This is a genomic window from Mesorhizobium sp. BR1-1-3, from assembly GCF_020165455.1.
In the GTDB taxonomy this organism is placed as follows: Bacteria; Pseudomonadota; Alphaproteobacteria; order Rhizobiales; family Rhizobiaceae; genus Mesorhizobium; species Mesorhizobium ciceri.
This window is the reverse complement of record NZ_JAIUIC010000003.1, coordinates 277,403-299,161: the sequence shown is the minus strand read 5'-3', so window position 1 is coordinate 299,161 and position 21,759 is coordinate 277,403. Positions and strand designations below refer to the sequence as shown.

At 64.0% G+C, this 21,759-nt stretch carries 21 protein-coding genes and 1 other RNA gene; 7 read left to right on the top strand and 15 right to left on the bottom strand.

Annotation, left to right across the window (positions count from 1 at the left end; all coding sequences use genetic code 11):
* Positions 1-29 precede the first annotated feature (29 nt).
* From LB559_RS08605 to LB559_RS08595, 3 genes are read left to right on the top strand one after another with little or no spacing between them, the layout of a single operon-like run.
* Positions 30-1,169, top strand: a complete 1,140-nt coding sequence (locus tag LB559_RS08605) for an efflux RND transporter periplasmic adaptor subunit (RefSeq protein WP_224673780.1) — start codon at positions 30-32, stop codon at positions 1,167-1,169.
* Positions 1,166-2,245, top strand: coding sequence for an efflux RND transporter periplasmic adaptor subunit (locus LB559_RS08600; protein ID WP_024503446.1), 1,080 nt, complete (start codon positions 1,166-1,168; stop codon positions 2,243-2,245). Before LB559_RS08605 ends, LB559_RS08600 begins: the two co-directional genes overlap by 4 nt.
* A complete protein-coding gene (locus LB559_RS08595) occupies positions 2,242-5,340 on the top strand; it encodes an efflux RND transporter permease subunit (RefSeq protein ID WP_063171162.1) in 3,099 nt (1,032 codons plus the stop codon). The genes LB559_RS08600 and LB559_RS08595 overlap by 4 nt, the downstream gene beginning before the upstream one ends.
* A 12-nt stretch (positions 5,341-5,352) precedes the next feature.
* Here LB559_RS08595 and LB559_RS08590 read toward each other — a convergent pair whose 3' ends face one another.
* The 13 genes from LB559_RS08590 to ffs all read right to left on the bottom strand — a co-directional run bounded on the left by LB559_RS08590 (position 5,353) and on the right by ffs (position 17,300).
* A complete protein-coding gene (locus tag LB559_RS08590; RefSeq protein WP_206519134.1) occupies positions 5,353-5,667 on the bottom strand; it encodes a hypothetical protein in 315 nt (104 codons plus the stop codon).
* 45 nt (positions 5,668-5,712) lie between these two features.
* Positions 5,713-6,462 carry an ABC transporter ATP-binding protein gene (locus LB559_RS08585; RefSeq protein WP_013527922.1) on the bottom strand — a complete coding sequence of 250 codons (750 nt, stop codon included), beginning with the start codon at positions 6,460-6,462 and terminating at the stop codon, positions 5,713-5,715.
* Positions 6,459-7,304, bottom strand: a complete 846-nt coding sequence (locus LB559_RS08580) for an ABC transporter ATP-binding protein (RefSeq protein ID WP_024503442.1) — start codon at positions 7,302-7,304, stop codon at positions 6,459-6,461. The genes LB559_RS08585 and LB559_RS08580 overlap by 4 nt, the downstream gene beginning before the upstream one ends.
* Positions 7,301-8,221: a nickel transporter permease gene (gene nikC / locus LB559_RS08575; protein WP_024503441.1), complete on the bottom strand. Its 921-nt coding sequence runs from the start codon at positions 8,219-8,221 to the stop codon at positions 7,301-7,303. The genes LB559_RS08580 and nikC overlap by 4 nt, the downstream gene beginning before the upstream one ends.
* The gene (locus LB559_RS08570) at positions 8,218-9,285 is read right to left on the bottom strand and encodes an ABC transporter permease (protein WP_024503440.1); all 1,068 of its coding nucleotides are present in this window, start codon (positions 9,283-9,285) and stop codon (positions 8,218-8,220) included. The genes nikC and LB559_RS08570 overlap by 4 nt, the downstream gene beginning before the upstream one ends.
* A gap of 18 nt (positions 9,286-9,303) precedes the next feature.
* Entirely contained in the window at positions 9,304-10,947 is a 1,644-nt protein-coding gene (locus tag LB559_RS08565) for an ABC transporter substrate-binding protein (protein WP_224673779.1), read from the bottom strand.
* 261 nt (positions 10,948-11,208) lie between these two features.
* The gene (locus LB559_RS08560; protein WP_224673778.1) at positions 11,209-12,522 is read right to left on the bottom strand and encodes a lytic murein transglycosylase; all 1,314 of its coding nucleotides are present in this window, start codon (positions 12,520-12,522) and stop codon (positions 11,209-11,211) included.
* Between the two features lie 26 nt (positions 12,523-12,548).
* On the bottom strand, positions 12,549-13,154 hold the full coding sequence (recR, locus tag LB559_RS08555) for a recombination mediator RecR (protein ID WP_013527928.1): 606 nt from the start codon (positions 13,152-13,154) through the stop codon (positions 12,549-12,551).
* A gap of 191 nt (positions 13,155-13,345) precedes the next feature.
* The gene (locus LB559_RS08550; protein WP_013527929.1) at positions 13,346-14,272 is read right to left on the bottom strand and encodes a cell wall hydrolase; all 927 of its coding nucleotides are present in this window, start codon (positions 14,270-14,272) and stop codon (positions 13,346-13,348) included.
* Positions 14,273-14,502: 230 nt separating this feature from the next.
* Complete coding sequence (locus LB559_RS08545; protein WP_013527930.1) at positions 14,503-14,910, bottom strand: hypothetical protein; 408 nt, start codon at positions 14,908-14,910, stop codon at positions 14,503-14,505.
* Between the two features lie 14 nt (positions 14,911-14,924).
* Positions 14,925-15,248 carry a YbaB/EbfC family nucleoid-associated protein gene (locus LB559_RS08540; protein ID WP_013527931.1) on the bottom strand — a complete coding sequence of 108 codons (324 nt, stop codon included), beginning with the start codon at positions 15,246-15,248 and terminating at the stop codon, positions 14,925-14,927.
* A 30-nt stretch (positions 15,249-15,278) separates the two neighbouring features.
* Positions 15,279-17,099 (bottom strand): DNA polymerase III subunit gamma/tau, encoded by a 1,821-nt coding sequence (locus LB559_RS08535; RefSeq protein ID WP_224673777.1) that lies wholly within the window; start codon positions 17,097-17,099, stop codon positions 15,279-15,281.
* A 104-nt stretch (positions 17,100-17,203) separates the two neighbouring features.
* Positions 17,204-17,300: signal recognition particle sRNA small type (ffs, locus tag LB559_RS08530), an RNA gene on the bottom strand.
* A gap of 172 nt (positions 17,301-17,472) precedes the next feature.
* On the opposite strand from ffs, the gene LB559_RS08525 reads away from it, so the two are divergent.
* From LB559_RS08525 to LB559_RS08515, 3 genes are read left to right on the top strand one after another with little or no spacing between them, the layout of a single operon-like run.
* Complete coding sequence (locus LB559_RS08525; protein WP_013527933.1) at positions 17,473-17,892, top strand: HIT domain-containing protein; 420 nt, start codon at positions 17,473-17,475, stop codon at positions 17,890-17,892.
* Between the two features lie 41 nt (positions 17,893-17,933).
* Positions 17,934-18,878: an NAD(+) diphosphatase gene (nudC, locus tag LB559_RS08520; RefSeq protein WP_224673776.1), complete on the top strand. Its 945-nt coding sequence runs from the start codon at positions 17,934-17,936 to the stop codon at positions 18,876-18,878.
* Between the two features lie 37 nt (positions 18,879-18,915).
* The gene (locus LB559_RS08515) at positions 18,916-19,221 is read left to right on the top strand and encodes a Dabb family protein (RefSeq protein ID WP_027161785.1); all 306 of its coding nucleotides are present in this window, start codon (positions 18,916-18,918) and stop codon (positions 19,219-19,221) included.
* Here the strand turns inward: LB559_RS08515 and LB559_RS08510 are convergent.
* Together LB559_RS08510 and LB559_RS08505 are read right to left on the bottom strand one after the other, a co-directional pair.
* Positions 19,218-20,081 carry a prephenate dehydratase gene (locus LB559_RS08510; protein ID WP_013527936.1) on the bottom strand — a complete coding sequence of 288 codons (864 nt, stop codon included), beginning with the start codon at positions 20,079-20,081 and terminating at the stop codon, positions 19,218-19,220. The genes LB559_RS08515 and LB559_RS08510 overlap by 4 nt on opposite strands.
* Positions 20,082-20,090: 9 nt before the next feature.
* The gene (locus LB559_RS08505; RefSeq protein ID WP_027161787.1) at positions 20,091-20,819 is read right to left on the bottom strand and encodes a 3-deoxy-manno-octulosonate cytidylyltransferase; all 729 of its coding nucleotides are present in this window, start codon (positions 20,817-20,819) and stop codon (positions 20,091-20,093) included.
* Positions 20,820-21,011: 192 nt separating this feature from the next.
* On the opposite strand from LB559_RS08505, the gene LB559_RS08500 reads away from it, so the two are divergent.
* The gene (locus LB559_RS08500) at positions 21,012-21,686 is read left to right on the top strand and encodes a c-type cytochrome (RefSeq protein WP_224673775.1); all 675 of its coding nucleotides are present in this window, start codon (positions 21,012-21,014) and stop codon (positions 21,684-21,686) included.
* Positions 21,687-21,759 lie beyond the last annotated feature (73 nt).

The window sequence follows — 21,759 nt, the reverse complement described above, 5'->3', positions numbered from 1 at the left end:
CAGCGAGCGGCCCGCGGTCGGGGGAGCCCATGAGCAGGAACGTGACTTCGCCCGTCTCGCAGCCATCGGTCAGAGCTCCCGGTCTTTTGTCTTTTCCAGCCGCCCCGGCGCTTTTCGCCTGCACGGCGGCGCTGCTTCTGGCCGGCTGTGAGAAGCAGGAGGCGGCGGATAAGAAACTGCAGATCATGGTGCGCACCGAAACGGTGGCGATGGCCGACTATGCGCCAAGGACTTCGCTGACCGGGGTGATCGCGGCGCGTACGCTGAACAATCTGTCGTTCCGGGTCGGCGGTCGCGTCGCCGAACGGTTTGTCGATGTCGGCCAGCATGTCGATCAAGGCACGGTGCTCGCCCGCATCGACCCGCAGGAGCAGGAATCCGACCTGCGCTCGGCGCAGGCCGATCTTGATGCAGCCAAGGCGCAATTGACCCAGTCCGTTGCCGCCTTCGAGCGGCAGAAGACGCTGCTGGCGCAGGGCTTCACCACCAGGCGCGACTATGACGCCGCGGACCAGGCCCTGAAGGTGGCACAAGGCAGCGTCGAAGCCGCGCAGAGCGCTTTCTCCAACGCCCAGCAAAACCTGTCCTTCACCGAGCTCAAGGCCGGTGCCGCCGGCGTGATCACCGCCCGCCAAGTCGAAACCGGCCAAGTGGTGCAAGCCGCGCAAACCGTCTTCACCGTCGCCGAGGACGGCGACCGCGACGCGGTGTTCAACGTGCAGGAGACGCTGATCGCCAAGACACCGGCATCGCCTGCGGTGACGATCACGCTGTTGTCCGATCCGCAGGTCAAGGCAACGGGCAAGGTCCGCGAAATCTCGCCTGCGGTCGACCCGGCTTCGGGCTCAATCCGGGTCAAGGTCGCCATTCCCGACACGCCCGCCGGCATGCCGCTGGGAGCAGCCGTCATCGGCTCGGTAAGCGCCAAGCCGGCGAAGGCGATCCTGCTGCCCTGGCAGGCGCTGACGTCCAGCGCCGGCAAGCCGGCGGTCTGGATCGTCGATCCGTCGACCAAGGCGGTGACGATGGCGCCGGTCGAAGTGCTGGCGTTCAATTCGGGCACGGTCGTGATCGCCAGGGGGCTGGACGAAGGCCAAAGCGTCGTCACCGCTGGAGGACAGCTGCTCAGCCCTGGACAGACGATCGAGATATCGGGAGCGGGCCAATGAGCCGGACGCCGCGCATCCTGCTCGGCGTGCTCATGCTCGGCGCGCTGGCATCCTGCTCCAGGTCGGAGGAAAAGCCGCCCGAGATCATCCGGCCGGTGCTGTCGATGGTGATCGAGCCGCGCACCACGCAAGTCTTCGGTTTTGCCGGATCCGTCGAACCGCAGGTCAGCGCCGACCTGGCCTTCCGCCTGCTTGGCCGGGTCGTCTCGCGCGACGTCCAGGTCGGCGACATCGTCAGCAAGGGCACGACGATAGCGGCACTCGATCCGACCGCGCTGGAGTTGTCGCTCCAGGCGGCCAAGGCGGAACTGTCCAATGCCGAGGCGCAGTTCGCCAACGCCGCCGCCAGCGAGGAACGGCAGCGCCAGTTACTCGCCTCGGCCAACGCCACGCAAGCTGTCTTCGACGCCGCGCAGCAGGCGCGCAAAGCTGCGGAGGCAGGTGTCGAGCGGGCCAAGGCCTCGCTTGCCAAATCGCAGGAACAGCTCGGCTATGCCAGGCTGTTCTCTGATTTCGACGGTGTCGTCACCGCTGTCGGCGCCGAAGTTGGCCAGACGGTCTCGCCCGGCCAGACGGTCGTCACCGTGGCGCGCTCGGACCTGCGCGAGGCGGTGGTCGACATTCCCGACCAATTGACCGGTGATCTCGCGGCCGGCACGCCCTTCCAGGTCATCCTGCAGTCGCTGCCGACGATCCAGACCGGGGCTAAGCTGCGCGAGATCGCACCGCAATCCGAGGGCTCGACCCGCACCCGGCGCGTCAGGCTGACGCTCACGGATCCGCCACAGGCCTTCCGGCTCGGCTCGACGGTGACGGCGACCCGCGTGACCAAGGTGGCACCGACGATCGAACTGCCCATGTCGGCGCTGTTCGAAAAGAACGGTTCCGCGAAAGTGTGGATCGTCGACCCGCAGACATCGAGCGTGAACGCACGCGACATAAAGGTCGCGTCGAAGAATGGCGGCACCTTCACGGTGACCGAGGGGCTGGAGGCCGGCATGCGTGTTGTCACGGCGGGCGTCCACAGCCTGAGCGAAGGCCAGAAGGTGACAGTGCCCGAGGGAGGGGCCTCATGAAAGGCTTTAATCTCTCTGACTGGGCGCTCAACCACCGCTCCATGGTCTGGTATTTCATGCTGGTCTTCGTCGTGGCTGGCGTGTTCTCCTACCTCAATCTCGGCCGTGAAGAAGATCCCAACTTCACCATCAAGACGATGATCATCCAGGCCAACTGGCCGGGCGCCTCGGTCAAGGAAACCGTGCAGCAGGTGACCGACCGCATCGAGAAGAAACTCGAGGAACTCGACAGCCTCGACTACACCAAGTCCGTCACCACGGCCGGCCAGACCGTCATCTTCGTCAACCTGAAGGACACCACCAAGGCACGCGATGTCGTGCCGAACTGGATTCAGGTGCGCAACATGGTCAATGACATCGGGGCGCAGTTTCCGCAGGGTGTGCAGGGACCGTTTTTCAACGACCGCTTCGGCGACGTCTATGGCAACATCTACGCCTTCACATCGGACGGGCTGACGCCGCGCCAGTTGCGCGACTATGTCGAGGATGCCAGAACAAAGATCCTGACCGTGCCCAACGCCGGCAAGGTCGACCTGGTCGGCGCCCAGGACGAAGCGATCTATCTCGAATTCTCAACCCGCCAGATCGCCGCCCTCGGCCTCAACCAGCAAGCGATCGTCGCCAGCCTGCAGGCGCAGAACGCGATCACGCCGTCCGGCGTCATCCAGTCCGGGCCGGAGCGCATCAGCGTGCGTGTCGGCGGGCAGTTCACCTCCGAGGAAAGCCTGCGCGCCATCAATCTGCGCGTCAACGACCGCTTCTTCCGCCTGAGCGACGTGGCGACGATCACACGCGGCTATGTCGATCCGCCGACGGCACTGTTCCGTTTCAACGGCCAGGACGCGATCGGGCTCGCCATCGGCATGAAACCCAACGCCAACCTGCTCGAATTCGGCGAGGCCCTGCACAAGGAGATGGACAAGGTGCTGGCCGACCTGCCGGTCGGTGTCGGCGTGCATCTGGTCGCCGACCAGCCGGTCATCGTCGAGGAGGCCGTCTCGGGCTTTACGCGTGCGCTGTTCGAGGCGGTCGCCATCGTGCTCGCCGTGTCGTTCATCAGTCTCGGCATGCGCGCCGGCTTCGTCGTGGCGCTGTCGATCCCGCTGGTGCTGGCCATCACCTTCACGGTCATGGCCTATCTCGGCATTTCGCTGCAGCGTATTTCCCTGGGTGCGCTGATCATCGCGCTCGGCCTTCTGGTCGACGACGCGATGATCGCGGTCGAGATGATGGTGGCGCGGCTTGAGGTCGGCGACAATCTGCGCAAGGCGGCGACCTATGTCTACACATCGACCGCCTTTCCGATGCTGACCGGTACGCTGGTAACTGTCGCCGGCTTCATCCCGATCGGCCTCAACAACAGCGCCGCCGGCGAATATACCTTCACCCTGTTCGTGGTCATCGCCGTTTCGCTGCTGGTGTCATGGATCGTGGCGGTGCTGTTTGCGCCACTGCTCGGCGTCACCATCCTGCCGGCGACGATGAAAACCAAGCATCACGACCAGCCGGGCCGCTTCACCTCGCTGTTCCGGCGCGTGCTTGTCGGCTCGGTGCGCCATCACTGGCTGACCATCATCGCCACCGTGTTGTTGTTTGCCGGCTCGATCGCCGGCTTCGGCCTGGTGCAGCAGCAGTTCTTCCCGCCATCGGACCGGCCGGAGCTGATCGTCGACTGGAACCTGCCGCAGAATTCTTCGATCGCCGACACGCGCGACCAGATGGAGCGGTTCGAGCAGCGGGCACTGGTCGGCAATCCCGACATCGACCATTTCTCGTCCTATATCGGCCAGGGCGCGGTGCGTTTCGTGCTCGCCTATGACGTGCAGCCGGCCAACCCCTATTTCGGCCAGACCGTCATCGTCACCAAGAGCATCGAGGCCCGCAACCGGGTCAAGCCGGCGCTGGAAAAGCTGCTGCGCGAGGAGTTCGTCGGCACCGACGCCTTCGTCAAGCCGCTCGAACTCGGACCGCCGGTCGGCCGCCCCGTGCAATACCGCGTCGGCGGTCCCGACATCCAGACGGTGCGCGAACTGGCGCAGCAATTCGCCGGTGTCATCTCCGCCAATCCAAAGCTCGCCGCGCCGACCTTCGACTGGAACGAGCCGCAGCGGGTGCTGAGGGTCGACGTGCTGCAGGACAAGGCACGCCAGCTCGGCATCACCTCCTCCGACATCGCCAGCGCGCTGAACAGTACGGTCGGCGGCGCTACCATCACGCAGGTGCGCGACGCCACCTACCTGATCAATGTCGTGGCCCGCTCCCGCGGCGCCGAACGCGGCTCGATCGAGACGTTGCAGAACATGCAATTACCGACCAGCACCGGCGAGGCGATCCCGCTCGCGGCGGTCGCCAACTTCCGCTACGATCTGGAGCAACCGACAGTGTGGCGACGCGACCGCATCCCGACCATCACCGTGCGCGCCGGGCTGGTCGGCGACGTGCTGCCGGCCACGGTCGTCAACGAACTGAAGCCATCGGTCGATGCCTTCACCGCCAAGCTGCCGCCGGGCTATTCGATCGCCACCGCCGGCTCGGTCGAGGAGAGCGCCAAAAGTCAGGGACCGATCGCCGCCGTCGTGCCGTTGATGCTGTTCGTCATGGCAACGATCCTGATGGTGCAGTTGCAGAGCTTCCAGCGCCTGTTCCTGGTCGTCGCGGTGGCGCCGCTCGGCCTGATCGGCGTGGTGGCGGCGCTGGTGCCGAGCGGAGCGCCGCTGGGCTTCGTCGCCATCCTGGGCGTGCTGGCGCTGATCGGCATCCTGATCCGCAATTCGGTCATCCTGATCGTGCAGATCGAGGATCTGGTGCGCGAGGGCAAGGACCGCTGGGCGGCGGTCATCGAAGCGACCGAACACCGGATGCGGCCGATCGCACTGACGGCGGCGGCCGCCAGCCTGGCGCTGATCCCGATCGCGCGTGAAGTGTTCTGGGGTCCGATGGCCTATGCGATGATGGGCGGCATCATCGCGGGTACCGCAATCACGCTGCTGTTCCTGCCGGCGCTTTATGTGACGTGGTTCAGGATCAAGGAGCCGAAGGGCCGGGAAGAGCCACCCGTTCTGGAGAGCGGCGAACTGGCGCAAGGCTCAGCCTAAGGCTTTGCCTGATCATTCGTTGTCGTTGGAGGGCACAGGGCGCGACCTGGCGCGTTGCCATGGCGACGATTTCGAGGTGCGCCAAGCGTGCCAGCCTTCTGGCAAGTCCGCCAACGCCTGGATGCTTTCGTCCCGCTGCACAACGTTTTGCAAGCTGACGATCATGATATCGCCTTCGTCAACAGGTCCGGTTTCGCTGTTGTGGAATTGCCAACTGCCGTCGTCATCGTCATGTGAGACGTATGCAATCCAATCGCCGCGGGTAACGACTGCCCTATCCACAAACACCGCGACATTGGGCGGATCCGCAAACTTCCATTCCTCCATGGGAATTCCCCAAGATGGTTGTTCGGCGCAAAAGAGAAAACGAATTCAAGCGGTTCTCACAAACCCGTCGCTGGCCCGCAACAGATTGCGCGTATAGTCCTTGGTCACACGGCGTTCGACAAGATCCGCCGCCGCCAGATTCTCCACCGCCTCGCCGCTTTGCATCACCATCAGCCGCTCGCACATATGGGTGATGATGGCGAGGTCGTGACTGACCATCAGGAAGGTCAGCTTGCGCCGCTTGCGTACCTCTTCCAGCAGGTTGAGCACTTCCGCCTGCACCGAGGCATCGAGCGCCGAGGTCGGCTCGTCGAGCAGCAGGATCGACGGTTCGAGAATGAGCGCACGGGCGATCGCCACGCGCTGGCGTTGGCCGCCGGACAGTTGGTGCGAATAGCGGAAGCGGAAACCGTTGCCGAGGCCGACCTCGTCCAGCGCCCGCTGGATGCGCTTTTCGCCGTCGGCAAAGCCATGGATGGCAAGCGGCTCCTGCAGCAGACGGTCGACGGTCTGGCGCGGGTGCAGCGACCCGTACGGATCCTGGAAGACCATCTGCACTTCACGGTAGAAGGCTTTGTCGCGGCGCGCGCCGAGCGTCTTGCCGTTGACGACGATGCCGCCCGATGCAACCGGCGCAAGGCCGGCGATGGCCCGCAGCAGCGTCGATTTGCCGGAGCCGGATTCGCCGACCAGGCCGAAGGATTCGCCCGGCTGCACGTCGAGGCTGACGCCTTTCAGTGCGCGAAAACGGTCGAAGATCACTTCCAGCCTGTCGACGGCAATCGCAGAAGTCATGCCGCCCACTCCGGCTTGCGGTCGAGCACCGGCAGCGGGTGGCGGTCGGCACCGATCTTGGGCATGCAATTGAGCAGGCCGCGCGTGTAGGGGTGCTGGGCCTGGCCGAGTTCGGACGCCTTGAGCTGCTCGACCACCTTGCCGGCATACATGACGATGACGCGATCGCAGAAGGACGAGACCAGGCGCAAATCGTGCGAGATGAAGATCAGCCCCATGCCGCGCTCACTGACCAGCCGGTCGAGGATGCCGAGCACATCGAGCTGCACGGTGACGTCGAGCGCCGAGGTCGGCTCGTCGGCGATCATCATTTCCGGACCGGCGATCAGCATCATGGCGATCATGGCGCGCTGGCCCATGCCGCCCGAAACTTCATGCGGATGCAAATTGAAGACGCGAGAGGGATCACGGATCTGCACCGCCTCCAGCATGGCCAATGCACGGTCGCGTGCCTCCGCCTTGCCGACCTTTTCATGGGTGCGCAGCGTCTCGACGATCTGGCGACCGATGCTCATCACCGGGTCGAGCGAATATTTCGGATCCTGCAGGATCATGGCGATGCGCTTGCCGCGCAGCGCCCGGCGTTCGCGTGGCGAGACGGTGAGCAGGTCGATGCCGTCGAAGGCGAGCTTGTTGGCCGATATCCGCGCCTGCGGTGGCGTCAGGCCCATGATGGCGCGGCCGGTCTGCGATTTTCCCGAGCCGGATTCGCCGACGATGCCGAGCCGTTCGCGGCCGAGCGAAAAGGAAACGCCGCGCACCGCCTCGATCAGCCCGGTGCGGGTCGGGAAGGTGACGCGCAGGTCGTCTACGTCGAGAAGCGTCTTCGTCTCCCCGCTCATTGGTCGCCACTCCGCGGATCGAGCGCGTCGCGCAGGCCGTCGCCAAGCAGGTTGAAGCCGAGGCTGACGATGAGAATGGCGAAGCCCGGCGCACCGGCCACCCACCATTGATCGAGCACGAAGCGGCGGCCGGAGGCGATCATCGTGCCCCATTCGGGCAGCGGCGGCTGCGCGCCGAGGCCGAGGAAACCGAGCCCGGCGGCGGTCAGGATGATGCCGGCCATGTCGAGCGTCACCCTGACGATCAGGGACGAAATGCAAAGCGGCATGATATGGCGCAGCACGATGCGGAAGGGCGAAGCGCCCATCAGTTGCACCGCCTTGATGTAGTCGGAATTGCGCACCGTCAGCGTCTCTGCCCGCGCGATGCGGGCGTAGGGCGGCCATGAGGTGATGGCGATGGCCAGCACTGCATTCTCGATGCCGGGGCCAAGTGCTGCGACGAAGGCCAGCGCCAGGATCAGCTTGGGAAAGGCGAGGAAGATGTCGGTGATGCGCATCAGGATGGCATCGGTCCAGCCGCCGGCATAGCCGGCCACCGTGCCGACCAGAAGGCCGATGGGTGCGGCGATGATGGCGACCAGGATGACCACGTAAAGCGTCCAGCGCGAGCCGTAGAGGATGCGCGACAGGATATCGCGGCCGAGATCGTCGGTGCCGAACCAGTGCTCAGAGCTCGGCGCCAGCAGGCGCGCGTTCTTCAGGTCGCCGAACGTTGGCGAATAAGGTGCCAGCACGCCTGCAAGGGCGGCAACGACCAGCAGGGCAATGATGATGAGCAGGCCCAGAAACGCCAACCGGTTGGCGGAAAAGCGCCGCCACGCCACATAGGCGCGGCCGAGCCTTGCCTGCATGCGCGAGGCCGGCCGCTCGCTGAGCAGCCAGTCGCGACGGCTCTGGATGGTGTCGACGCTCATGCGGACTTCGTCCTCGGATCGAGCACCCGATACAGCAGGTCGGAGAGAAGGTTGATGGCGATGAACACCGAGCCGATGACGATGGTGCCACCGAGCACCGCATTCATGTCGGCGTTCTGCAGCGAATTGGTGATGTAAAGGCCGATGCCCGGCCATGAGAAGACGGTCTCGGTCAGCACCGAACCTTCCAGCAGTCCGGCATAGGACAGCGCGATCACCGTCACCATCGGCACCGCTGCGTTGCGCAGCGCGTGGCCCCAGATGATGCGGGTTTCCGACAGGCCCTTGGCGCGCGCCGCGACGATATATTCCTGCGACAATTCGTTGAGCATGAACGAGCGCGTCATGCGGCTGATATAGGCGAGCGAAAAATAGCCGAGCAGCGAGGCCGGCAGGATGATGTGGCGGAAGGCGTCGTAAAAAACGTCCCACTGCCCCTGCATCGCAGAGTCGAGGAGATAGAAGCCGGTGATCGGCGTAAAGGTGTATTCGTAGACGACGTCGAGCCTCGCCGGGAAGGCAACCCATTGCAGCTTGGCGTAAAACAGCACCAGCCCAAGCAGCCCCAGCCAGAAGATCGGCACGGAATAACCGATCAGGCCGATGACGCGCACGATCTGGTCGATGAGGCTGCCGCGCCTGACCGCGGCCAGCACACCGAGCGGCACGCCGAACAACGCGCCGATCAGCGTTCCGAGGGTCGCCAGTTCCGTCGTGGCCGGAAGCGCCCGGCGAATGTCGGTCATGACCGGATTGGTGGTCAGCACGGAGACGCCGAAATTGCCGTTCAGCGCATTCTTCACATAGATGTAGAACTGCTCGATCAACGGCAAATCGAGACCCATCTCGCGGCGCGTGCGCTCAACCACATTGGCCGGCGCCCGGTCGCCGAGCACCGCCAGCACCGGGTCGATCGGAATGACGCGGCCGATGAAGAAGGTGACCGCGAGCAGACCAAGATAGGTCGTGATCGCAATGACCAGGAAACGGCCAAGCGATGATGCAATAGCGACGGCGCGGGCGCTGCCGCGCCCCGCCGCCACTTCTTTTTCAACCGCGCTCATGCGGCGTGTCCGCGAGCACTATTCCTTGGACACCGGTCCGACGAAGTTGGTGTCGAAGCTCGGGCCGAGCGCAAAGCCCTTGAGGTTCTTGCGCAGGCCGGCCACTTCCAGCTGCTGGTGGATGACGACGAAGGGGCTGGTGTCGAGGATTTTCTTCTCGAGATCCTTGTACATGTCGGCGCGCTTGCCGGCATCCTTCTCGAGCAGTGCCGCTTCCGTCTGCTTGGTCAGGTCCGGAATGTCCCAGGCGTTGCGCCAGGCCAGCGTCTTGGTCTTGGCCCCATCCGAATTGTCCGGGTTCGAGGCAAAGGTCTGGGCGTTGGAGTTCGGGTCGAAATAATCCTGGCCCCATTGGCCGATATAGATGTCGTGGTTGCGGGCGCGGTATTTGGTGAGCGTCTGCTTGCCGTCGCCCGGGATGATCTCGAGCTTGATGCCGGCCTGTCCGAGCGTCTGCTGGATCGATTCCGCCATCCCGGTCGTCGGCTGGCCGGTGCGTACGTCCATGGTTACGCTGAAGCCGTCGGGCAGACCGGCCTTGGCCAGCAATTCCTTGGCCTTGGCGACATCGAGCTTGAACGGATTCTCATCCAATTCGCCGAGCACGCCCTTGGGCAGGAAGGTCTGATGGATTTCGCCGATGCCCTTGAGGATGGTGGAGCTCAAGGCATCATAGTCGACCAGATACTTGAACGCCTGGCGCACCTCCGGCTTGGCGAGGTTGGCGTTCTTCTGGTTGAGGCTGATGTAATAGACCGTGCCCTTGGGCGCGCTGGTGGTGGTGAGGTCGGCGTTCTTGGCGATGGCGTCGAGGTCGTTCGGTTCGAGATTGCGGGCAACGTCGATGTCGCCAGCCTCGAGCGCCAGGCGCTGGCCCGAGCTTTCCTTCATGTTGCGATAAATGACGCGGGCAAGCTTGGCTTTTTCGCCGTAGTAATTGTCGTTGCGCTCGAGAACGACGGCTTCGTTGGCCCGCCATTCGCGCAGCTTGAAGACGCCGGAGCCGGCATAGCCGGTCTTCAGCCAGGCATTGCCGAAGTCATTGTCCCATTTGTAGTCGGCGCTCGGCGTGACCGAAGCGACATGCTCCTTGACCAGCTTGGCGTCGACCACCGAAGCCACCGTTGCCGACAGGCAGTTCAGCACGAAGCTCGGCGCATAGGCCTTGTCGACGGTGAACTGGAAGGTGCCGTCGTCGACAGCCTTGGCCTTTTCGGTGACGTTGTCACCGCTGATGCCAAACTGGCCGATGATGAAGGCCGGGCTCTTGTCGTGCTTGATGACGCGCTCGAACGACCAGGCGACATCGGACGCCGTGATCGGATTGCCGGAAGCGAATTTCAGGCCGGGCTTGAGCTTGAACGTGTAGGTCAGGCCGTCATCGGAGACGGTCCAGCTTTCGGCAAGGTCGCCCTTGACCTTGGAGGTGTCGCTGAGGTCGAGACGGACAAGCAGATCATAGGTGTTGCCGGTGACCTCGGCGGTCGACAGCTCGAACGCCTCGCCCGGATCCATGGAGATGATGTCGTCGATCGCGAAACCTTCGACCAGCGTGTCGGCGGGCGTGACCGCACCGGCGGGCGCGCCGGCCAGAAGCAGCGCCGACATGGCGGCACCCGCGAGCAGGAAGCGAGAGCGTAGAGCAAACTTTTCCATCATCATTGTGATTGTTCCCTGTTTTGTTGTTTGTTGACCTGAGTTCCCGGCTCAGGGTTGCGGAATTTTTTCGGGGCCTGGAGACGGCCCCTCTGCCCACTTACCGTCGTGGTTTTTGTCCAGTTGGTCAACACCATACCCGGCGGCCCCGTGGCGGGCAACGAGCATTTATACGACGGCTCATTGGGCCAGAAAGGCCGGTGGGGTGTCGACGCATAGGCCAGCCAATCGAGGCTGCCGATCGAGAAAAATCTGCTAATTTCGGAGCTATTTCAGCACTGCGACCAGGTCGGCGTCAGGAAAGCAGGTGGCGGCGCGGCCGTTCTTGGCTTGCCATATGCCGATCGAGCGGCGGGTCTTGAAGCCGGGCAGGCCATCGGCGCTGCCGACATCATAGCCCTTGGCCTCCAGCGCCCGCTGCAGGGCGGCGATGTCCGAACGGTGCAGCCCGCCGACCGCGCCCCAGCTGCCGGCGAAGTTCTGATCGCGATGGGCGATGCGATCGGCGCCATGGCCGATGAACAGCGCGTACAGGTCGCTGGTGTTGTATTGCTTCAGCACGTAGAAATTGGGCGTGGCGACAAAGGCCGGGCCACTGCGCCCTGCCGGCATCAGCAGAAAGCCTTCGGCCTTCAGCTCACTCACTGGAAACGGTTTGCCGCCGACGCGCTTGATGCCCATATCAGCCCATTGCGAGATTTTCTTGCCCTGGTCCGGGCCTTCCAGCGAGCAGGAAACGCTTTCCGGAACCGTCACCTCGAATCCCCAGCCACGACCCTTTACCCAGCCATAGTGGACGAGATAATTGGCGATCGAGGCCAACACGTCCGGCGTCGAGTTCCAGATGTCGACGCGGCCGTCGCCGTCGAAATCGATGGCATGTTTCAGGAACGAGGTCGGCATGAATTGCGGCTGGCCTAGCGCGCCGGCCCAGGACGATTTCATCGCGCCGACCGGAGCCAGCCCGCGCTCGACGATCTCGAGTGCGGCAAGCAGTTCGGTGCGGAAGAAGTCCTTCCTGGTCGACATGAATGCCTTGGTGCCCAGCACTTCGAAGGCGTCATAAGGCATCTTCGCCGCGCCGAATCCGGTCTCGCGGCCCCAGATCGCCAGCAGCACTTCGCCCGGCACGCCATAGCGCTTTTCGATGGCCGCAAGTGTCCTGGCATTGGCGGCTTCGCGCGCGCGCCCGCCCGCCGTCACCGCGCGAACCGTCTTCTCGGCGAAATAGGCGCCGGGTGAGCCGAATTCGGCCTGGTGCTGCTTCTGGGGCGTGGCCGCCTTCTCGCCCGGCTTGACCAGGTCCGGCAGCTTCAGATTGGGCTTGATGCCGTCGAAGGCGGCATCAAAGGTGGTTTTGGAAATGCCTTTCGCCTTGGCCTGTGGCCAGAGGTCGTTCTGCAGCCAGGCGCGGAACTGGTCGTCGATCTTTGCGGCGGAGGCGGGGGTGGAAAAGACCGAGAGAAGAACTGCAAAAAAGGAAAACAGAACCAATCTGAGAGGTTTGCGTTCCTTCGCACCCCTCTCCGTCCTGTCGAGGGGGGTGCTTGGCACCAGCCTGGAAGGACGCGCAAAAATCATGACCCGCATCCTCTGCCGCAACTTTGTCAAAACGCCGTCCGCGAGCGCAGCGCCGCGGCCAGCGTGCCCTCGTCGAGATAGTCGAGTTCGCCGCCGACCGGCACGCCATGCGCAAGGCGCGTCACCTTGATGTCGAAGCCGGACAACTGGTCGGTGAGGTAATGCGCGGTCGTCTGGCCCTCGACCGTCGCATTGACGGCGAGGATGATCTCCTTGACCTCGCCGCCGGCGACGCGATCAACCAGCGAGCGCATGTTGAGCTGCTCGGGGCCGATGCCGTCGAGCGGCGACAGCGTGCCGCCGAGCACGTGGTAGCGCACATTCATCGCCGCCGCGCGCTCCAGCGCCCACAGGTCGGAGACGTCCTCGACGACGATGATGGTGCCGGCATCACGGCGCGGATCGGTGCAGATCATGCAAGGGTCCGATGTATCGACATTGCCGCAGGTCGAGCAGATGCGCACCTTGTCGGCCGCCTCGGCCATGGCGGCGGCAAGCGGCGACAAAAGCTGCTCTTTCTTCTTGATCAGATGAAGGGCGGCACGCCTGGCCGAACGGGGTCCCAGCCCCGGCACCTTGGCCAGGAGCTGGATCAGACGTTCGATCTCGGGACCGGCGATTCGCTTCGACATCGCTCTGATCTAGAGCAATTCCAGGAAAAGTGCGAAGCGGTTTTCCGTCCGGAATTGCGTCAAAACGAAAAGCTGGAGCGGTTCACCGTTTCCACGAAACGGTGACCCGCTCCAGGATTTTTCAGAGCGCTTTGGAACATCTGCATCCGCATGACCGCCATATTGGGCCTTGGCGGACCGCGGGGCGCAGATCAGTTGGTCTCGAGCGGCCGGCCCTGGCTGACAATCATCGCGCCAATGGCGTCTGTGTTCTCAGGCGTCGACTGGAACCCCATCGACGCCTCTTGCGGCGCGTCTTGAACCGACGAGATGACCCTTGTGTTCAAGCTTCCGCCAAAACGCGCGGCATCCGGCTCTTCCATCGGCTCCTGCATCGCCACCACCGTCGGCTCTTGCGAGACACGCGCGGATTTCGCGGCCGGCGCGGCGGCGGCGGTCACATAGGTCTGCTGGGCGGGAGCGGATCGAACGGTTGCCGTCCTGGCTGGACGCACCGGCTCGGCGGACGCGACCATCGTCACCGGCGCGGCTGACTTGTCGGGCGCCGCCGAGGCAATAGCGACCTGCGGCTCATCCGGCAGCGGCTGCCAGTTGCGGCCGCGCTTCTCGTAGAAGGCATTGCCGCCGGCAACCATGGTGTAGTGCATGTTCTTGTAGGGGAAGCGGAGGCCGGCTGTGTGGAAGAACATGGTGTTCTTGAGCTTGGACTTGCGCTCGCCCTTCAGCACCGCGTCGGCGGCTTCCTCGACATCGGGCATTGCGCGTGAATTCATCGGCCTTGTCATGACACCAGGCGCGAACTGCCCGGGCTCGCCCACCACTTGGCAGATGGTGCTGCCATGGTTGCCGGAGCGCAGCCGGTTCATCACCACCGTGCCGACCGCGATCATGCCGTCGCGGCTCGAGCGGTTGGACTCGAAGAACATCGCCCGTTCCAGGCATTCCTTGTCCTTCGGCGTGTGGCTGTAGGCCCCTGAACTCAGGAAACCCGGCGTGATGGCGTCGGTCAGGCTGGCGACGGACATGCCGTGTGAAGTGGTCTGGCTGCAGGCAGCCAAAAACAGGGGTGAAATGACGGCGCCGAGCAACAGCGGCGTCTTCCATCGCGTGGAAATCAACAGGTAACCCTCTCACTTCGTGCCCGCCCCCAGGCTGCGGCAAGAATGAGACACTTTCGGGCAAAATGATGGCCAAAACGTTATTAACAACGTACTGTTGCCAAATTGGCACAATTTCGTGGCTTTCCAGATAGATCGAGCCGTCATTTCACAAAAGCGATGACCGCTCTCTCTTTGTTTCGCCGCAATTGCCCCTAGGGAAAGCACCACGCGGTTTTTCCTGAAGCGATCTACCGCCCGGCCGCTATCGCGGCCGGCTGGCCAGGCTCAAGCTCCTCGACCTTCTCCGAAAACAGGCCGCGCCGGAGGAACAGCGTCCGCGCCTCCCTGGCCGTCGGCGCGATCTTTCCCGGCCAGTCGCTGTCTATGAACTCAGCCTTGGTGAAGTCCGGATTTGTCTCGCTTGCCGCCTCGAGGAATTCGGCGATCTCCAGCACGATCGCGCGCTCGTCCTTCGAAAGCGCCGATGTGCCGGCTTCGATCGATGGGCGATGGAGGAAATCCTCGAACAGATAGAAATAACCCTTGATGCCGACGAGATCGACGCCGTCGTCACAATCGGCCAGGATTTCCAGGATCTCGTAGATCCTGTTGCGGATACGCTGCTCGATCAGTCTTTCGGACGGCTCTTCGGCCATGGCCGCACCGAAGGCTAGAAGGGCAGTTTCATTCCCGGCGGGATCGGCAGGCCCGCGGTCAGCGCCTTGGTCTTTTCCTGCATGATTTGCTCGACCTTGGTCTTGGCGTCGTTGTGAGCGGCCAGCACCAGGTCTTCCAGGATCTCGACATCGTCTTCCTTGAACAGAGACGGATCGATCTTCAACGACTTCATCTCGAATTTTCCGGTCAACGTCACATTGACCAGGCCGCCGCCGGCCTGGCCGGACGCTTCCAGCGTGGCGATCTCGTCCTGCATGGCCTGGAACTTGGCCTGCATTTCCTTCGCCTTGCCCATCAGGCCGAGAAGATCTTTCATGGTCGGGTCCTTTGCGGATTCGTGGCTGGATCAGGGTTCATCGTCGTCAGCCGGCGGCTCGACCGGCACTTCGGCCTCTGCCGTTTCGGCTTCCGGCGCGTCCGGAATGCGCACGTCGATGATCTTGGCACCGGGAAAGCGCGCCAGGATGGCGGCCACTGTCGGGTCGCTCTTGGCATCGAGAAAAGCCGTCTCGCGTTTGGCCGATTCCATTTCGGCGAGCGTCTGGCCGCCCTCTTCCTTCGACAGCGAGACAAGCCAGCTGCGACCGGTCCAGGCGCGCAATCTCGTCGTCAGGTCGTTGAGCAGCATCTTGGGCGCATCGCTGGTCAGGCCAACGTCGATGCGGCCGGGCTCGATGCGTACAAACCGGATGCAGCTTTTGACCAGCACCTTGAAGGCGATGTCGCGCTGCGCGTCTGCCAGGGCAATGATGTCGGCCAGCGATTTCAGCGGCGCCGATTGCGCCTCCGTGACCGGCTCCGGCGGAGCGACGTAGGCAACGGGCGCAGGCGAGGCTTCGACCAGCCGCATGGTCTGCGCGCCGCCCGGGCCAGACGGCATGCGCGTCTGCGCCACCGCGCTGACGCCGTTGCCGTTGCCTCCTCCCCCTGCGGGCGCCCCATTTGGGCGCAGCGCGCCATTCTGCACCGGCGCGGCGCCTTCAAGCGATCTCAACGCCTCGTCCAGCGTCGGCAGGTCGGCGGCATGCGCCAGCCGGATCAGCACCATTTCGGCGGCACTGACCGGCCGGTTGGAGGACTGCACCTCTGGAATGCCCTTGAGCAGCATCTGCCATGTCCGCGACAGCACCCTGACCGACAGCGTCCTGGCGAAATCGGCGCCGCGCTGCCGCTCGTCCTCGGATAGCGAGGCATCCTCGATGGCCGTCGGCACGAAACGCAGCCGGGTGACGAGGTGGTTGAATTCGGCAAGGTCGGTCAGCACGGCGGCCGGATCGGCGCCGGTATCGTATTGCGCACGGAATTCGCCAAGGGCTGCCGCGACATCGCCTTTCATCACATGTTCGAACAGGTCGACGATGCGGGCGCGGTCGGCAAGCCCCAGCATCGCCCGAACGGCATCGGCGCCGACAGAGCCGGCGCCATGGGCAATCGCCTGGTCGAGGATGGAGAGCGAATCACGGGCCGAGCCCTCGGCGGCGCGCGCGATCATCGCCAGCGCGTCGTCGTCGACCGAAATGCCCTCCTTGGCCGAGATCGAGGCGAGATGCCCGACCAGCGCGCCGGCGTCGATGCGCCTCAGGTCGAAGCGCTGGCAGCGCGACAGGACGGTGATCGGGACCTTGCGGATCTCGGTGGTGGCGAAGATGAATTTGACGTGCGGCGGCGGCTCTTCCAGCGTCTTCAGAAGGCCGTTGAAGGCCTGCGTCGACAGCATGTGCACTTCGTCGATGATGTAGACCTTGTAGCGGGCCGAGACCGGCGCGTAGCGCACGCGCTCGATGATGTCCCTGATGTCGTCGATGCCGGTGTGCGAGGCGGCGTCCATCTCGATGACGTCGACATGGCGGCCTTCCATGATCGCCTGGCAATGTTCGCCGAGGACGGCAAGGTCGACCGACGGCTGGTCGATATCAGCGGTTTTATAGTTCAGGGCGCGCGCGAGGATGCGCGCCGTCGTGGTCTTGCCGACGCCGCGCACGCCGGTCAGCATCCAGGCCTGGGCGATACGGCCGGTGGCAAAGGCGTTGGTGAGGGTGCGCACCATCGGCTCCTGGCCGACCAGCTCGGAGAAGTTCGAAGGACGGTACTTGCGTGCCAGCACGCGATAGGCGGCGGCCTTGCCTATCTCCAGGCTTTTTGGTCCCGAATTTCCGGCTTCGCTCATACGCCCGTAAAGCTCCAAATGGCCCGCCCGAAGGCGGCCGATTCCTGCGCATAGTCTCGCCCGCGCTGCAATGCGTCGTCAATGTCGCGAGAGGGGCCGATGAGGTGGGAGGCTGGAACAATGACCCGTTCCGGGCTCGTTAGGGCTGCTTCCTTCCGGACCTGACCCGGTTGGCGAGTGGATCGTCCACCACCAACCTCCCGCTTTCCATATCGGCAATTGCGCGACGAAATGCAAGTGCGCCGCAGAAATCGCAAAAATATGGAATTGGCGCACCAAAGCGTGAGGGGCGCAATGATTCGCTTGCAGCCCCCCTGCCGCCGCTCTAGCGTTCCTGCGTTTGAGGAAAACAAGAAAAGCAAGGGAAACGCCGATGCTGCCGGGCCTGAAGGCCGGATTCACTCTGGACGCACGGCTGGAGGCGGACAGCGAACAGTTGATGTGGCTTGGGCTGTGCGAGCTGCGGGTGATGAACGACCGCCGCTGGCCCTGGTTGCTGCTGGTGCCGCAGCGCCCCGGCGCGGAGGAAATCCACGACATGACGCCGCTCGACCAGGCGATGCTGACCTTCGAGACCAATATGGTGGCGCAGGCGCTGAAGAAAGCGACCGGCTGCACCAAGATCAACACCGGCGCGCTCGGCAACATCGTGCGCCAGTTGCACATCCATGTCATCGCGCGTTCTGAAGGCGATCCCGGCTGGCCAGGTCCTGTGTGGGGACATGGCCTGCGAGAGCCCTATCAGCGTTCCGACTTGCGACGGTTTGCCGAAACGATCAAGGCGGCGCTATAAGCGTTCCCCGTGTCCATCCCTCAACATATTCCAGAGTCCCCATGAGCTTCCGCCTGTTTGACGCGCCTTTGCGCGAGCCGAGCCAGTTCGTCGGCTTCGCCGGCAACACGATCGACCGGCAGTCCGAGAACCGCGCCGACGATTCGGTCGACAAAGCGCTGGCCGATCCGGCGACGCGGCTGCTTCTGATGCATGGCGGCCGGCTCTATCTGAAGCTCGGCGATGGCGGCGCTCTCGATCCCTGGTTCGGCGCGACCGAGAGCGAGCCCTTCAAGGTTTCCCTGGCGCAAGGCATCCTGCTCGGCTTTTCCGAACGAGGAGCGGTGCTGGCCGTGCCCGCCGGCGTCGAACCCGAACAGCTTCCGGAAACAGTCAAGGCCATCGACTACCGCTCGGTCTACATGCAAGGGCTGATCGACGAGGCGGCGGCCGGCGCGATGGCGCAAGGGGCGGCTTTGCTCGCCTGGCATGCCAGCCATCGCTTCTGCAGCAAATGCGGCACGGAATCGCAGATGCGGGCCGGCGGCTACAAGCGGCATTGCCCGAATTGCGGCACCGAGCATTTTCCGCGCACCGACCCGGTGGCGATCATGCTGACGGCGACGCGGGAGAAGTGCCTGCTCGGACGCGGCCGGCATTTCGCGCCGGGCATGTATTCGGCCCTCGCCGGCTTCATCGAGCCGGGCGAGACGATCGAAGCGGCGGTGCGCCGCGAGACGCTAGAAGAGGCCGGCATCCGGCTTGGCCGCGTCGTCTACCACGCCAGCCAGCCCTGGCCGTTTCCCTATTCGCTGATGATCGGCTGCTTCGGCGAGCCGCTCAATGACGATATCCAGGCCGACCTCAACGAGCTTGAGGACTGCCGCTGGTTTTTTCGCGACGAGGTGCGCCGGATGCTGGAAAGGACGCACCAGGGCAATCTGATCACGCCGCCGAAAGGCGCCATTGCGCATCACCTCATCCGCGCCTGGGTCGATTCAGAATGATGGCAGCGAACACCTAAAGACATTGCAGGAGCAGGACATGATCCGTCACACCGTCGTTTTCACGCTGAAGCATCCGCCGCATTCGCTGGAGGAAAAGCGGTTCCTGGTCGACGCCAAGAGGATCCTCACCGCGATCAGGGGCGTCACGCATTTCGAGCAATTGCGGCAGATCAGCCCCAAGAACGACTATCGTTTCGGCTTCTCGATGGAGTTCGCCGACCAGGCCGCCTACACCAGGTACAACGACCATCCAGACCATGTCGCCTTCGTGCGCGACCGCTGGGTGCCGGAGGTCGAGACCTTCATGGAGATTGACTATGTCCCGCTGGGCGCGGTGATCTAGTCCGCAACCTTCCACTGTTCACGCGACTCGCTGGCCGGATAGACGCCGAGAATGCGCACTTCGCGCGAGAAGAAGCGAAGCTCGTCCAGCGCCAGCTTGACCAGCGGATCGTCGGGATGGCCCTCGATGTCGGCGTAAAACAGCGTCGCCGTGAAAGCGCCCAGCTGGTAGCTCTCCAGCTTGGTCATGTTGATGCCGTTGGTGGCGAAGCCGCCCATCGCCTTGTAGAGCGCGGCCGGCACGTTGCGGACGCGGAAGATGAAGGTCGTCATCATCTTGACGTCGGGCGAAGGGCGCTCGGCCCATTGCTTGTTCTTGGTCAGAACGACAAAGCGGGTGACGTTTGAGTCGGTGTCCTCGACATTTTGCTCGATGATATCGAGCCCGTAGAGGGTCGCGGCCAGGGCCGGCGACAGCGCCGCCATGCTGCGGTCCTTGACCTCGGAGACCATTTTGGCGGCGCCGGCCGTGTCGCCGGCGACGATCGCCTTCCAACCGTTCTTGCGAACGTATTTGCGGCACTGGCCAAGCGCATGGATGTGGCTGTGCACCGTCTTGATCTCGTCGCGCTTGACGCCTGGCAGCACCATCAGCTGGAAATGGATCGGCAGGAAATATTCGCCGACGATGTGCAGCTTCGATTCCGGCAGGAGATGATGGATATCGGCGACGCGCCCGGCAATGGTGTTCTCGATCGGGATCATGGCGAGGTCGGCCTTGTTGGTCTCGACCGCGTTGAAGGCATCCTCGAAGGTCGGGCAGGGCAACGGCTCCATCGAAGGAAACATGTTGCGGCTGGCGGTGTCGGAATTGGCGCCCGGCTCGCCCTGGAAGGATATTCTGTTGGTCTTTTCAGGCATGCCGATATCTCAGGTTGAAAGGATTGTTCTGGCGCGTTCGAGGTCTTCAGGCGTGTCGACGCCGAGCGGCAGCGACTGGACGATCTCGGCGTCGATGCGCATGCCGGCTTCCAGCGCCCGCAACTGTTCCAGCCGCTCGCGCCGTTCGAGCGGCGACGGCTTCAGCGCGACGAAACGCTCGAGTGCTTCGCGGCGATAGGCGTAGAGGCCGACATGATGGTAGAGCGGCCCCTCGCCCCAAGGCGCCGTGGCACGGGTGAAATAGAGCGCCCTCAGCCTGCTGCCGGAAAGCGGCGAGCCGACGATCTTGACGACATTGGGATTGGTCTTTTCCTCATCGCGGACGATCTCGACGCCGAGCGTGGCGATATCCACCGCACTGTCCTCGAAAGGCCTGAGCGACGCGGCGATGATCCGGGGATCGATGGTCGGCAGGTCGCCCTGCACATTGACGATGGTTTCGACCTTGCGCCCGGGGTCGAGCGCGACCAGCGCCTCGTGGATGCGGTCGGAGCCGGATTCATGATCCATGCGTGTCATCACGGCCTCGAAACCGTGCGCGCGCACGGCTTGCGCCACGCTTTGCGTGTCGGTCGCCACCACCACCCGGCCAAGGCCGGCTTCGGCGGCGCGGCGGGCGACATGGACGATCATCGGGGCGCCGGCGATGTCGGCCAGCGGCTTGCCCGGCAGGCGGGTCGAAGCCATGCGGGCCGGGATCAGGATCAGCGTGGACATTTCGGGTGCAAGGCGTCTCGAAAGAGGACAGGGAAAGTGGCAAAAGGTCTCACTGGAAGCGCCCTTATAGGTGTTGCAACGCCGCAGCAAAAGACCTAGTTTCCGCCCGATTTGACCGCCCTGGCAGGACGGTCACGATACCGACGGACGGAGTGGACGGTTCTGTCCGCCGGAAAAGGGAGCAAGGGGCGTATGGATTCCAACGAAGTCAACAAACTGCTCGCCGGATTGCTCGGAACCGTTTTCGTCGTCTTCTCGGTCGGCATTGTGTCCGATGCGCTGTTTGCGTCGCCGGCGCCGGAAAAGCCTGGTTTCGCCATCGAGGCCGCCGAGCCCGCCGAAGGCGGTCCGGCCGCGCCCGCCGCCGCGGCCAAGCCGATCGCCGATCTGCTGGCGACCGCCAATGTCGAGCAGGGTGCTGCCGTCTTCAAGAAGTGCCAGGCCTGCCATTCCGGCGAAAAGGGCGGCCCCAACAAGGTCGGCCCGGACCTGTGGGACCTCGTCGACCGTCCGGTCGCCGAGCATGAAGGCTTTGCCTATTCGGCCGGCATGAAGGAATTCTCCAAGGGCGGCACCGAGAAGTGGACCTACGACAACATCAACCACTTCATCACCTCGCCGAAGAAATTCGTGAAGGGCACCGCCATGGGCTTCGCCGGCCTGCCCAAGGACGAGGACCGCGCCAACGTCATCGCCTATCTGCGCACGCTGTCCGACAATCCCAAGCCGCTGCCGGCACCCGGTGCCGCCGATGCAGGCGCCAAGCCTGCCGATGCAGCCGCTCCGGCAAAGCCGGCTGAGGGTGCCGCGCCGGCCGCTCCCGCCGCCCCGGCTCCGGCCGCACCGGCACCGGCGCCTGCCCAATAATTTCGATATCATCTCAACGACCTTGAAAAAGCCGGGTTCAGCCCGGCTTTTTTATTGGGAAAACCGCATAGGC

Coding starts and splice junctions, on each gene's coding strand:
- LB559_RS08605 (WP_224673780.1), top strand. CDS start 30: ATGAGCAGGAACGTGACTTCGCCCGTCTCGCAGCCATCGGTCAGAGCT.
- LB559_RS08600 (WP_024503446.1), top strand. CDS start 1,166: ATGAGCCGGACGCCGCGCATCCTGCTCGGCGTGCTCATGCTCGGCGCG.
- LB559_RS08595 (WP_063171162.1), top strand. CDS start 2,242: ATGAAAGGCTTTAATCTCTCTGACTGGGCGCTCAACCACCGCTCCATG.
- LB559_RS08590 (WP_206519134.1), bottom strand. CDS start 5,667: ATGGAGGAATGGAAGTTTGCGGATCCGCCCAATGTCGCGGTGTTTGTG.
- LB559_RS08585 (WP_013527922.1), bottom strand. CDS start 6,462: ATGACTTCTGCGATTGCCGTCGACAGGCTGGAAGTGATCTTCGACCGT.
- LB559_RS08580 (WP_024503442.1), bottom strand. CDS start 7,304: ATGAGCGGGGAGACGAAGACGCTTCTCGACGTAGACGACCTGCGCGTC.
- nikC (WP_024503441.1), bottom strand. CDS start 8,221: ATGAGCGTCGACACCATCCAGAGCCGTCGCGACTGGCTGCTCAGCGAG.
- LB559_RS08570 (WP_024503440.1), bottom strand. CDS start 9,285: ATGAGCGCGGTTGAAAAAGAAGTGGCGGCGGGGCGCGGCAGCGCCCGC.
- LB559_RS08565 (WP_224673779.1), bottom strand. CDS start 10,947: ATGATGATGGAAAAGTTTGCTCTACGCTCTCGCTTCCTGCTCGCGGGT.
- LB559_RS08560 (WP_224673778.1), bottom strand. CDS start 12,522: ATGATTTTTGCGCGTCCTTCCAGGCTGGTGCCAAGCACCCCCCTCGAC.
- recR (WP_013527928.1), bottom strand. CDS start 13,154: ATGTCGAAGCGAATCGCCGGTCCCGAGATCGAACGTCTGATCCAGCTC.
- LB559_RS08545 (WP_013527930.1), bottom strand. CDS start 14,910: ATGGCCGAAGAGCCGTCCGAAAGACTGATCGAGCAGCGTATCCGCAAC.
- LB559_RS08540 (WP_013527931.1), bottom strand. CDS start 15,248: ATGAAAGATCTTCTCGGCCTGATGGGCAAGGCGAAGGAAATGCAGGCC.
- LB559_RS08535 (WP_224673777.1), bottom strand. CDS start 17,099: ATGAGCGAAGCCGGAAATTCGGGACCAAAAAGCCTGGAGATAGGCAAG.
- LB559_RS08525 (WP_013527933.1), top strand. CDS start 17,473: ATGCTGCCGGGCCTGAAGGCCGGATTCACTCTGGACGCACGGCTGGAG.
- nudC (WP_224673776.1), top strand. CDS start 17,934: ATGAGCTTCCGCCTGTTTGACGCGCCTTTGCGCGAGCCGAGCCAGTTC.
- LB559_RS08515 (WP_027161785.1), top strand. CDS start 18,916: ATGATCCGTCACACCGTCGTTTTCACGCTGAAGCATCCGCCGCATTCG.
- LB559_RS08510 (WP_013527936.1), bottom strand. CDS start 20,081: ATGCCTGAAAAGACCAACAGAATATCCTTCCAGGGCGAGCCGGGCGCC.
- LB559_RS08505 (WP_027161787.1), bottom strand. CDS start 20,819: ATGTCCACGCTGATCCTGATCCCGGCCCGCATGGCTTCGACCCGCCTG.
- LB559_RS08500 (WP_224673775.1), top strand. CDS start 21,012: ATGGATTCCAACGAAGTCAACAAACTGCTCGCCGGATTGCTCGGAACC.